The sequence below is a fragment of the Aequorivita aquimaris genome, assembly GCF_001573155.1.
Classification (GTDB): Bacteria; Bacteroidota; Bacteroidia; order Flavobacteriales; family Flavobacteriaceae; genus Aequorivita; species Aequorivita aquimaris.
This window is the reverse complement of record NZ_JRWG01000007.1, coordinates 1-12,336: the sequence shown is the minus strand read 5'-3', so window position 1 is coordinate 12,336 and position 12,336 is coordinate 1. Positions and strand designations below refer to the sequence as shown.

Here is a 12,336-nt window from a genome sequence, read left to right as displayed (position 1 = left end):
CAGTTTCAAAAGTAAAGCATTCAATGAGCCGTTCAAAGCTGAAACGTATGCTTTTATTAACGATTTGAAGGTTTTGTTAACATGTCATTCAATTCTGAATACAGAATTCTAAATTCAAAATTATAAGGTTATCTTTGCCCCCTCAATAAAAATTGCTGCATGCACTTTAAATTAGAAGCCACAGATTTACAAAGTAGCGCCCGAGCTGCAACAATTACTACAGATCACGGAGTAATCGAAACCCCAATCTTTATGCCCGTTGGCACTGTGGGCACCGTAAAGGGCGTACATCAGCGGGAGTTGAAACAAGATATTAACCCAGACATTATTCTAGGGAATACCTATCATTTATACCTGCGGCCACAAACACCAGTTCTCGAAAAAGCCGGCGGGCTGCATAAATTTATGAATTGGGACCGAAATATCTTGACAGATAGTGGCGGCTACCAAGTGTATTCGCTTTCGGCAAATCGAAAAATTAAAGAGGAAGGTGTAAAGTTCAAAAGCCACATTGACGGGAGTTACCACGTTTTCACTCCTGAAAATGTAATGGAAATCCAGCGTACCATTGGCGCAGATATCATTATGGCTTTTGACGAATGTACCCCATACCCCTGCGAATACAATTACGCTAAGCGATCGATGCACATGACGCATCGTTGGTTGGACCGCTGCATAAAACATTTGGAGAAAACGCCTTTAAAATATGATTACGGTCAAACATTTTTCCCGATTGTTCAAGGTAGCACGTATAAAGATTTAAGAAGGCAATCTGCGGAATACATTGCTTCGGTAGGAGCGGAGGGCAATGCCATTGGCGGCCTTTCCGTAGGCGAACCCGCTGATGAAATGTACGAAATGACCGCGGTAGTGACTGAAATTCTTCCAAAGGAAAAACCGCGCTATTTAATGGGCGTAGGTACCCCGGTGAATATTTTGGAAAACATTGCGCTCGGAATTGATATGTTCGACTGCGTAATGCCAACCCGAAATGGAAGGAATGGCATGCTTTTCACTTCCGAAGGGATTATCAACATTAAAAACAAAAAGTGGGAGGCAGATCTTTCGGTAATAGACCCAATGGGCATTACTTGGGTAGATACAGATTATAGCAAAGCATATCTCCGTCATTTATTTACCGTGAACGAAATGTTGGGAAGACAAATTGCAACAATCCACAATCTTGGGTTTTATTTATGGTTGGTTCGTGAGGCGAGAAAACATATATTAGCGGGTGATTTTGCCGAATGGAAAACCGGCATGGTAAAGAAACTGGATCAAAGACTATAACATGCTCAGCATACTGGATAGGTACATATTAAAGAAATACTTAGGGACTTTTTCGCTCCTTTTGCTTCTTTTTATACCTATCGGTATCACCGTCCATCTCGCGGAGAAAATTGATAAGATTCTGGAAAACGAGGTGCCGTTGATGGAGGTCCTCATTTATCTGTACAATTTTACCATTTACTTTGCGAACCTGCTTTTTCCGCTATTTTTGTTTCTTTCGGTAATTTGGTTTACTTCAAAATTGGCAAACAATACCGAAGTAATTGCCTTTTTAAGTAGTGGGGTTTCCTATTACCGCTTTCTTCGACCGTATATAATTGGCGCTACCATAGTTTGCATTGCTGCACTTGTGTTTAGTATGTATTTGGCGCCTAAGGCCAGCAAGGGTTTCAATGAATTTTCCTATAATTATTTGAAAAAAGGAAAACAGGACAGGGACCAAAGCAATGTTTACACACAGATAAATGACAACGATTATATTTACGTTAGCTATTTCAACGTAACCGATAAAATAGGCAGCAACTTTACTTTGGAACATTTTGAGGGCAATAAAATGACCTATAAAATTTCCGCAGCGCAAATAAAATATAACGAAAAGGATAGCACCTATTCCTTGTTTCATTACAACAAAAGAAAGATAGGAGAGTTCGATGACGTTTTGGAAAGCAAACCAAAGCTGGATACCGTTTTTTCTTTTGATCTGGAAGATTTAACGCCCGTAACCTACATCGCCGAAACATTGAATTTTACCGAGCTGAACGATTTCATCAAAAAGGAAAAGGCACGCGGTTCTTCATACATTAACCGTTATGAGGTGGTTCGCTACAAGCGTTGGAGCTTACCGGTTTCAGCATATATTTTAACCATAATCGCCGTAGCCGTTTCCTCTGTAAAAAGGCGGGGCGGAATGGGGCTGAACCTAGCCATTGGTATTGGTATCGGGATGGTTTTTGTTTTCTTCGACAAAATTTTCGGCACCATGGCAGAGCAAAGTGATTTTTCGCCCTTCGTAGCCACTTGGTTTCCAAATTTTATTTTCGGAATATTGGCCATCTATCTTTTAAGAAATGCGAAACGATAAGCTCCTCAATTACCTGCACCTTCATTTTATAGTTTTTATTTGGGGGTTTACCGCCGTTTTGGGCGCGTTGATTTCCCTCGAGGCCATTCCGCTGGTTTGGTACCGGATGTTATTGGCTGCAGGTTTCGTCTTTCTTTTTTTGATCTTCAAAAAGGAAAATTTAAGGTTCTCACTTAGAACGCTGGGCAAGTTTTGCTTTGCGGGAATTCTTATTGCCCTGCATTGGCTCACTTTTTTTGGGGCGATCAAAGCTTCAAATGTTTCGGTGACGCTCGCGGTGCTTTCCACGGGGGCATTTTTTGCATCACTTTTGGAACCTTTACTTTACGGAAGAAAAATTATTTTATACGAAGTATTGTTCGGACTAATAGTGGTAGTGGGACTTTACATAATTTTCGACGTAGAAGCTTCCTATACCTTAGGCATTATTTTGGCGCTTATTTCAGCATTTTTAAGTGCGCTCTTTTCAGTAATCAATGGAAAGTTTGTCTTGCAGCATAAGGCATCGGCAATTTCCTTTTATGAATTGCTCTTTGGCGTTATCGGCATCAGTATCTATCTCGCGTTTGCGGGAAAATTCACTACGGAGTTTTTCACGGTTTCGGCCCACGACTGGATTTATCTCATCATTTTGGCTTCGGCCTGCACCGCTTATGCCTTTATTGCTTCCATTCATGTTATGAAATGGATAAGCCCCTACACGGTAATGCTTACCATAAATATGGAACCCGTGTATGGTATTATTTTGGCACTCATAGTTTTGGGCGATTCTGAAAACATGAGTCCGCAATTTTACTACGGCGCTCTTATAATACTACTTACCGTTATTGCAAATGGAATTATAAAAATAACCCAAGAAAGAAAACGAAGAAGATTGCATAACACCTAAAACAAAATTTTATCTTTGTACACCAACCTTTATAAATAGAAGGAAAAAATTATGGAATATCTTGATTTTGAACTCCCTATAAAAGAATTACAGGAGCAATACACTAAAGCTTGTCTAATTGGCGAGGAAAGTGATGTGGACGTGTCCAATACCTGCAAGCAGATTGAAAAGAAACTGAAAGAAACCAAAAAGGAAATTTACAAAAACCTTACGCCTTGGCAGCGCGTACAGCTTTCCCGCCATCCGGACCGCCCGTATACCATGGACTATATCAATGCCATTTGTGGCGATTCCTTTTTGGAACTGCACGGCGACCGAAACTTTAAGGACGATAAGGCAATGGTAGGCGGCCTTGGAAAAATCGGCGATCAGAGTTTTATGTTCGTGGGCCAGCAAAAAGGCTACAATACAAAAACCCGGCAATTCAGAAATTTTGGAATGGCAAACCCTGAAGGTTACAGAAAAGCCTTGCGATTAATGAAATCTGCTGAAAAATTTAAAGTACCTGTGGTATGTTTTGTAGATACACCCGGGGCTTTCCCTGGTTTGGAAGCAGAAGAAAGGGGACAAGGGGAAGCCATTGCCCGTAACATTTTGGAAATGACACGCTTAAAAGTGCCTATTATTGTTGTGATCATTGGAGAGGGAGCAAGTGGAGGCGCTTTGGGAATAGGTGTTGGAGACAAAGTGTTGATGCTTGAAAACACTTGGTACTCCGTAATCTCCCCCGAAAGCTGTTCTTCTATTTTATGGAGAAGCTGGGAATTTAAGGAACAGGCCGCCGAAGCTCTAAAACTTACGGCGACAGATATGAAAAAACTTAAACTTATCGATGAAATTGTAAAGGAACCTTTGGGTGGCGCCCATAGTGATCGGGAAAAAACTTTTACAACTATTGCAGGTGCTATCGAGAAGTATTATGCTGACCTAAAAATGTTATCCCCAACCGATTTGGTTAAGAATCGCATGAAAAAATATTTGGAAATGGGCGAGTTCAAAGGTTAAAACGAACAATAGCTTAACTTACCGTAAATCCGAGGTGGAAGCCTCGGATTTTTTTACGGGTTATCAACAATTTTTTGCAGTTTTCAACAGTTCAATTGTTGAAGAATGGTTAATATAGTAAGACAAAAAACAATACATTTCTCTTAACATTTTCTTTACATTCGCTTCATGGAAAAAATCAAACCTCAAACCAGTTTTTCAACCCGCTCTTCGCAGGTCATATCGCTTGAAAAGGGCAAAATACCGCCACAAGCTATTGATTTAGAAGAAGTTGTGCTCGGAGCTTTGATGATTGACAAAAAAGGGGTCGATGAAGTAATAGATATCCTACACCCCGAAGTTTTCTATAAACAAGCACACCAACACATCTTTGAAGCTATTCACGATCTGTTTGAAGATAGCCAGCCTGTAGACTTATTAACCGTTTCAACACAACTTAAGAAGCAGGGCAAAATCGAACTCGTTGGCGGAGAGTTTTATTTGATACAATTGACCCAAAAAGTGTCCTCTTCGGCACATATTGAATTCCACGCGCGTATCATTCTTCAGAAATATATTCAACGAAGTTTGATTAAAATTTCAAACGAAATAATTGAGGATTCCTATAATGAAAGCACCGACGTTTTTGACCTTTTGGACAACGCCGAAGCAAAATTGTACGAAGTAACTCAGGGAAACATAAAGCGTTCTTCAGAAACTGCACAGAATCTTGTAATTCAAGCAAAGAAACGGATTGAGGAAATTGCAAATAAAGAGGGGCTTTCCGGAGTTCCGTCAGGATTTACGAAAGTGGACAAGCTTACTTCTGGCTGGCAACCGAGTGATTTGATAATCATCGCTGCCCGTCCGGGTATGGGTAAAACAGCCTTGACGCTTTCCATGGCGCGGAATATCGCGGTGGAGCACAACATTCCCGTAGCTTTTTTCTCTTTGGAAATGTCTTCGGTACAGCTTATTACCCGTTTGATTTCTTCCGAAACACAATTGAGCTCCGAGAAATTACGTACCGGAAACCTTGAAAAACATGAGTGGGAACAACTGAACGTAAAGGTAAAAGGGCTTGAAAAAGCGCCTCTTTTTATAGATGATACACCTTCGCTTTCCATTTTTGATTTACGCGCCAAAGCGAGAAGGCTTTCATCCCAACACGGCATCAAACTTATAATTGTGGATTATCTACAATTGATGACCGCCGGTGGAAGCCAAAAAGGAGGGAACCGCGAGCAGGAAATCTCCACTATTTCCCGAAACCTAAAGGCGTTGGCGAAAGAATTGAACATTCCCGTAATTGCACTGTCGCAGCTTTCGCGAGCAGTAGAAACCCGAGGCGGTAGCAAGCGTCCGTTGCTTTCAGACCTTCGGGAATCTGGAGCGATTGAGCAGGATGCAGATATTGTTTCTTTCATTTACCGTCCCGAATATTATAAAATTGATGAGTGGGACGATGAGGAGCACACGCCAACAGCTGGACAGGCAGAGTTTATTGTTGCAAAGCACCGTAACGGTGGTTTGGATGAAATTCGTTTGAAGTTTATTGGCCATCTCGGTAAGTTTGAAAGCCTCGATAACTTTGATACACCGATGGAAATCCATTCCAGAATGAACGATGCCGCAAATGACGATACTTTTAAAACCAAGAATCTGCCCTCTCCAAACGAAGCTTTTGGAAGTTCGATGAACGATGATTTTTCCATTGACGAGGATAATGATGTGCCGTTTTAAGTAAAATGTCAACTTGAGCGCAGTCGAAAGGCCCTTATTTCGAATTATATTTATTCATATCTAAAACATGGCTTAAAAATTGTCGTTATATTCGCACGATGCAACGTTTTATTTTAGTCATATTCTTAATACTTTTTTCCTTAAAAGCTTCAGCTTCCTACATTCTCATTCCAATGGATGCCGAAAGCCAAAAGGAACATTTAAAAGCCTACGGAATTACGTATTGGGTTTTGGAAAAGCAGCAAAAAGTGAAATGGTTGCTGAATTATCGCGGCGGTTCTTTTTTGATGCCAGATTCTCCCGAAATTCAAAAGGAATGCCAGATTCGTGGAGTTTCCTTTGAAGTAATTTCGGACAGCAAAACCGAACAAATTCTTACTGATATAAGCAGCCCGTCCAAAAATATGGACGCCGTTGTTTTGGAGAAAGCGCCCAAAATCGCGGTATATTCCCCAAAAGGAAATCTTCCGTGGGATGATGCGGTGACGATGGTTTTGACCTACGCTGAAATTCCCTACACCGTTGTTTACGACGAAGAAGTGCTGGGCGACCAATTGATTCTTTACGATTGGCTTCACCTGCACCACGAGGATTTCACTGGGCAGTACGGAAAATTTTATCGAGCCTATCGTTCCGCGCCTTGGTATATCGAGGAGAAGGCTAAGGCCGAAGCGCTTGCCGCAAAATTGGGATACAATAAAGTTTCAGAAGAAAAATTGGCCGTTGCCAAAAAAATCCGCGATTATGTAATTGGGGGTGGCTTTATGTTTGCCATGTGCAGTGCCACCGATAGTTTTGACATTGCCCTTTCCGCGGAAGGCGTTGATATTTGTGAACCCATGTTTGACGGCGACCCGAGCGAACCGGGCTATCAAAGCAAAATAGATTACAATAAAACTTTTGCTTTTAAAGATTTTATATTGGAACGTAGTCCGATGGTCTATGAATTTTCCAGTATTGATATGACCGAAAAACGCAGGATTGCTAAGGAAAGTGATTATTTTACATTAATGGATTATTCCGCTAAGTGGGACCCAATCCCAACGATGCTTAACCAAAATCATACTGCTTTGGTAAAAGGGTTTATGGGGCAAACAACTTCTTTTGACCCTGATGAAATTAAAAGTAATGTTTTAATTATGGGAGAAAACAAAACCAATGGCGAGGCACGCTATATTCACGGAATAAAAGGAAAGGGTTTCTTTACCTTTTACGGCGGCCACGATCCGGAAGATTATCAGCATAGAGTAGGGGACGCAAAAACGGAGTTGGCGCTTCATCCAAATTCACCGGGATACAGGCTTATTTTGAATAACGTTTTATTTCCAGCAGCTAAGAAGAAGAAACAGAAAACTTAATTTTTCTTTAAGCTTTCGTAGTAATCCTTTGGCGGTAAAACCGTAATTTCCACTCTCCGGTTTTGTTGTTTGTTTTCTTCAGTATCGTTCGGAAAACGAGGTTTGTTTTCGCCATACGGTTTTATCTCGAATTCATATAACGAGTCGTCCCCAAAAATTTCAATCAATCTATTTTTTACTGAAATACATCTATTTTCAGAAAGTAACATATTTGAGTTTTCTTTGCCATCACTATCGGTGTGGCCTTCCACCAATATGGTTGCCTTATCTACTTGGCGAATGGATTCTGCCAGAGAATCGAGACTTTGTTTTGCGTTTTCCTTTAAATCATATTTGGCAACATCAAACAACACGTCTGCGTTAATCGTAAGCTTTATCACACTATTTATGGCTCCAATAGCATCCAAATCTGCGCCGGCACTTTTACTTTTGCAAAGGTCTTTTAAATCGGTTATACGAAGAAAATAGAAAACGGTTTCAGTATCAATACCTTCCTTGCTTAAATCTATGGACGACTTTCCGCCCGCAATTTTTCCCGCATAAATCCAATCCATTCCATTTTGGGAGATTTCAACTTTGGCGGGTTCTTTTGAAGGGCCTACTTCAAAAAGATAAAGATCGTCGCCCGGCAGGTTCATAAAACCATTGTCCGTGAATTCCACAGTCAAACTGCCGCCGCAGCCCAGCGATATAAAATTTGGGGTTTGGTAATTTTTGTAATTTGGTTCGTGAAGGCATTGTATGCTATCCCTGTATTTTTGAATGGGTGGAGGAGTACCAACTTTATATTCAATCAATTTATCTGCAAAGGAAATTTTTCCTAAAGGAAGATAGATAGATTCATACCTGTCAATTCTGTATAGTTTTCCGGTGCCTTTTTGGGCAAAAATAAAACCTCCCGAAACGAAAAGCATTATAGAGAGAAAAAGTACGGTTCGAGGCATTCGTCTATTTTTAACGAAGATAGTCAAACTTCTTTAGTTGAAGTTTTTGCATAAAAAAACCGCCTCATTTCTGAAGCGGTCTTTAGGCGAAATAATATAGTTAATGTCTTATTTTACTTGTTTTACGATTGCGGCAAAAGCCTCTGGGTGGTTCATCGCCAAATCGGCCAAAACCTTACGGTTAAGCTCGATTCCGCTATTTTTTAAACTTCCCATAAATTGTGAATAAGACATTCCATGCTGTCTTGCGCCCGCGTTGATACGGGTGATCCAAAGGGATCTGAAATTTCTCTTTTTTGCACGACGGTCACGATATGAATAAAGCATCGCTTTGTCCACAGCGTTTTTGGCAACCGTCCATACGTTTTTACGTCTTCCAAAGTAACCTTTGGCTTGTTTAAGAACCTTTTTTCTGCGGGCTCTCTTCGCAACTGAATTTACTGATCTTGGCATAATTTTAATTTTTTTGTAGCAGGCGATCCATCATTGTGAATACTTTTATTGCACTACTCCAGGGTTTAAATAATTGTTTTAACCGGTTAAGCTGTATTACTTCATTCGAAGCATTTGCTTAACATTGCTTTCGTCGGCCTTGTCCACCAACCCGTCATGGGTCAATGCAAGTTTGCGTTTTTTGCTCTTCTTTGTTAAGATGTGGCTTTTAAACGCATGCTTTCTTTTAATCTTACCTGTACCAGTAAGCTTAAAACGCTTCTTGGCACTGGATTTTGTTTTTTGTTTCGGCATGTTTCCTACTTTTTATTAATTACTTCGCTTTATTGTGAACTTCAATTTCTTTTGAAAAATGAAGTATTATTTCTTTTTCGGGGCAATGAACATAATCATTCGCTTGCCTTCCAGTTTTGGCATTTGCTCTACTTTTCCGTATTCCTCAAGATCCCGGGCAAGACGCAAAAGCAAAATTTCGCCTTGGTCTTTGTAGATGATGGAACGTCCTTTAAAGAAAACATACGCTTTTAATTTTGAACCTTCCTGCAAAAACTTTTCGCCGTGTTTCTTTTTGAACTCGTAATCGTGATCATCGGTATTTGGCCCAAACCTGATTTCCTTAATGGTAACCTTGGTCGCTTTGGCCTTTAGCGCCTTTTCACGTTTTTTCTGCTCGTAAACAAACTTTTTATAGTCTATTACTTTGCAAACTGGCGGGTTTGCGTTTGGTGAAATTTCCACGAGATCGAGCTCTTGCTCTTCAGCAATTTCACGCGCTTTTTTTAAAGGATAAACTCCTATTTCAACATTATCACCTACAAGGCGTACTTCTTCCGCACGAATCTTTCCGTTGATTCTGTGTTGATCTTCTTTAATTACCCTTGCAGGGCCTCTACTTCTTTTTCTTCGTATTGCTATGGCTTACTAATTTTAGTTAAACATTAAATTCTTTTGATTCTTCTTTTATTGCTTGTTGAATCAATTCTGAAAAGGCTTTTGGTGTCATTGTGCCTAGATCCCCTTCGCCGTGTTTACGTACAGAAACCGTTCCATCTTTTTCTTCTTGCTCACCAACAATCAACATATATGGGATTTTGTTCATCTCAGCCTCCCTGATTTTCTTGCCAATTGTTTCGTTCCTATTGTCAACAAGGGCGCGAATTTCGTCATTTTCAAGCAAATTTAAAACTTTTTGTGAGTATTTTTCATATTTTTCACTTAATGATAATATACTCACTTGTTCTGGCATTAACCAAAGTGGGAAATTTCCACCCGTATGTTCCAGCAAAATAGCTACAAAACGTTCCATGCTTCCAAAGGGCGCTCGGTGAATCATAACCGGACGGTGTGTGTCGTTATCGCTACCTTTGTACTCTAATTCGAAACGTTCCGGAAGATTATAATCTACCTGGATTGTTCCCAATTGCCAGCTTCGTCCAAGAGCATCTTTTACCATAAAATCCAATTTCGGACCATAGAAAGCAGCCTCGCCGTATTCAATTTTATAATCCAACCCTTTTGCCTCGGCGGCATTAATGATTGCTTTTTCGGCTTTTTCCCAATTTTCGAGGCTTCCAATATATTTTTCCGGTTTGTCCGGATCGCGCAATGAAACTTGTGTGTAAAAATTTTCAAAACCTAACGAACCAAAAACGTACAGAACCAAATCAATTACTTTTTTAAACTCATCATCCAATTGGTCCGGAGTACAGAAAATATGTGCATCATCCTGTGTAAACCCGCGAACACGGGTCAACCCGTGAAGTTCGCCACTTTGTTCGTATCGATAAACGGTACCGAATTCTGCAAAACGCTTTGGCAAATCTTTGTAAGACCACGGCTTGCTATTATAAATTTCGCAGTGGTGTGGGCAGTTCATCGGTTTCAATAAAAACTCTTCGCCCTCACTTGGCGTATGTATTGGCTGAAAACTGTCAGCGCCATATTTAGCATAATGGCCAGAGGTAACATAAAGTTCTTTTTGCCCAATATGGGGCGTAACCACCATTTCGTAGCCGGCCTTTTTCTGGGCCTTCTTTAAGAAGTTCTCGAGTCGCTCGCGAAGTGCCGCTCCTTTTGGCAACCACAATGGAAGTCCTTGCCCCACCTTTTGCGAAAATGTGAAAAGCTCAAGTTCTTTGCCAAGTTTTCTGTGGTCGCGTTGCTTTGCCTGTTCAAGCAATTCAAGATATTCAGTTAAATCTTTTTGCTTCGGAAAACTGATGCCATAGATGCGTGTAAGCTGTTTATTCTTTTCATCGCCACGCCAATAGGCACCGGCAATGCTCATCAGCTTCACGGCCTTTACGATTCCGGTATTCGGAATATGTCCGCCTCGGCATAAATCAGTAAATGTATCGTGGTCGCAGAAAGTAATTGTTCCGTCTTCCAGATTTTCGATCAATTCTACTTTATATTCGTTGCCTTGTTTTTTATAATAATCCAACGCATCAGCTTTAGAAGATTCGCGGATTGAGAATTCATGTTTTCCGCGAGCTATTTCCAGCATTCTGTCTTCAATCTCTTTTAAGTCTTTTTCAGAAATGGTTTTGTCGCCAAAATCTACATCGTAGTAAAAACCGTTTTCAATGGCTGGGCCAATGGTCAATTTAATTCCCGGGTACAATTGTTCCAGAGCCTGCGCCAGTATATGTGCGGAAGAATGCCAAAAAGCTTTTTTGCCCTCCTCATTGTTCCAAGTATAAAGCACCAGGCTTCCGTCTTCAGTTAAAGGGGTGGTGGTCTCAACAGTTACATCATTAAAGGACGCCGAGATCACGTTGCGCGCAAATCCCTCGCTAATACTTTTGGCCACGTCCATAGGCGTAACCCCTGCATCAAAATGCTTTACACTTCCGTCTGGTAAGGTAATGGCTATCATATACTCAAAAATTTTAGGGTGCAAAGATACTATTAGTTTCGGCGGTGTGCAATAACCATTTTATGGATTGTAATTATTTTTTGGGCGTTCCCCATAACCGTTTTTGCGGTTATGGGGCAGGCTTTCACTACTTGCTTCCCAAGGCGCTAAAACGGCGCCTTGGGAGAGCTCAAACATGCCGTTCAATCCTTAACGCAATAACAAGCCTAAAAATAGTATATATATTAAGGTATAAAAAGCCGTAAATTTATTTTTTTCCTTAAGTAATAGCGTTTCAAACCCTTAGTGATTTACCAGAAAAATATTTCAAAATAATGTATGATTTAATTTGCGGGAACGAAAAAGCGGTCTATATTTGCACCCGCTTAGCAGGACGGATAGAGAAGTCCGGAAAGGCAAAAAAGACGCTCTTAAAAATTTTTGAAATATTTTTTTAAAAAGGTATTGCGGGATTAAAAAAGAGTTGTACATTTGCACCCGCTTAGACAATGAGTGACTACAGAACACGATCTGTCGGCGAGCAAAACTAGATAAAAAAGTTCATTGAGATATTGAAATTGACAGCGTAGGTCGCCACCTGGAGAGGTGGTCGACCGACAGAGAAAACTAAACTAAGTGAGAATTCCTGAATTTTTTTGAGAGTCGGGCTCTTTTGGTGTATGGTCGCAATATTATTGAAGATTATACGATGAAGAGTTTGATCCTGGCTCAGGATG

General features: G+C 40.5%; 11 protein-coding genes. 6 read left to right on the top strand and 5 right to left on the bottom strand.

Annotated elements, in window-relative coordinates; all coding sequences use genetic code 11:
* Positions 1-159: 159 nt before the first annotated feature.
* The 6 genes from tgt (at position 160) to LS48_RS11295 (ending at position 7,345) form a co-directional block, all read left to right on the top strand.
* Complete coding sequence (gene tgt / locus LS48_RS11320) at positions 160-1,290, top strand: tRNA guanosine(34) transglycosylase Tgt (protein WP_062622638.1); 1,131 nt, start codon at positions 160-162, stop codon at positions 1,288-1,290.
* 1 nt (position 1,291) lies between these two features.
* Positions 1,292-2,371, top strand: a complete 1,080-nt coding sequence (locus LS48_RS11315) for an LptF/LptG family permease (RefSeq protein WP_045081431.1) — start codon at positions 1,292-1,294, stop codon at positions 2,369-2,371.
* Positions 2,358-3,260: a DMT family transporter gene (locus tag LS48_RS11310; protein ID WP_062622637.1), complete on the top strand. Its 903-nt coding sequence runs from the start codon at positions 2,358-2,360 to the stop codon at positions 3,258-3,260. Before LS48_RS11315 ends, LS48_RS11310 begins: the two co-directional genes overlap by 14 nt.
* Positions 3,261-3,311: 51 nt before the next feature.
* A complete protein-coding gene (locus tag LS48_RS11305; RefSeq protein ID WP_062622636.1) occupies positions 3,312-4,265 on the top strand; it encodes an acetyl-CoA carboxylase carboxyltransferase subunit alpha in 954 nt (317 codons plus the stop codon).
* Between the two features lie 168 nt (positions 4,266-4,433).
* Complete coding sequence (gene dnaB, locus LS48_RS11300; protein WP_062622635.1) at positions 4,434-5,987, top strand: replicative DNA helicase; 1,554 nt, start codon at positions 4,434-4,436, stop codon at positions 5,985-5,987.
* 98 nt (positions 5,988-6,085) lie between these two features.
* The gene (locus LS48_RS11295) at positions 6,086-7,345 is read left to right on the top strand and encodes an asparagine synthetase B (protein ID WP_193392797.1); all 1,260 of its coding nucleotides are present in this window, start codon (positions 6,086-6,088) and stop codon (positions 7,343-7,345) included.
* Here the strand turns inward: LS48_RS11295 and LS48_RS11290 are convergent.
* From LS48_RS11290 to thrS, 5 genes are all read right to left on the bottom strand, one after another.
* The gene (locus LS48_RS11290; RefSeq protein WP_078056426.1) at positions 7,342-8,289 is read right to left on the bottom strand and encodes an OmpA family protein; all 948 of its coding nucleotides are present in this window, start codon (positions 8,287-8,289) and stop codon (positions 7,342-7,344) included. The genes LS48_RS11295 and LS48_RS11290 overlap by 4 nt on opposite strands.
* Positions 8,290-8,397: 108 nt before the next feature.
* Entirely contained in the window at positions 8,398-8,742 is a 345-nt protein-coding gene (gene rplT / locus LS48_RS11285) for a 50S ribosomal protein L20 (RefSeq protein WP_045081426.1), read from the bottom strand.
* Positions 8,743-8,838: 96 nt separating this feature from the next.
* Positions 8,839-9,036 (bottom strand): 50S ribosomal protein L35, encoded by a 198-nt coding sequence (gene rpmI / locus LS48_RS11280; protein WP_045081425.1) that lies wholly within the window; start codon positions 9,034-9,036, stop codon positions 8,839-8,841.
* Between the two features lie 66 nt (positions 9,037-9,102).
* On the bottom strand, positions 9,103-9,615 hold the full coding sequence (gene infC / locus LS48_RS11275) for a translation initiation factor IF-3 (protein WP_076692462.1): 513 nt from the start codon (positions 9,613-9,615) through the stop codon (positions 9,103-9,105).
* Positions 9,616-9,673: 58 nt separating this feature from the next.
* Positions 9,674-11,620: a threonine--tRNA ligase gene (thrS, locus tag LS48_RS11270; protein WP_062622633.1), complete on the bottom strand. Its 1,947-nt coding sequence runs from the start codon at positions 11,618-11,620 to the stop codon at positions 9,674-9,676.
* Between the last annotated feature and the right edge of the window lie 716 nt (positions 11,621-12,336).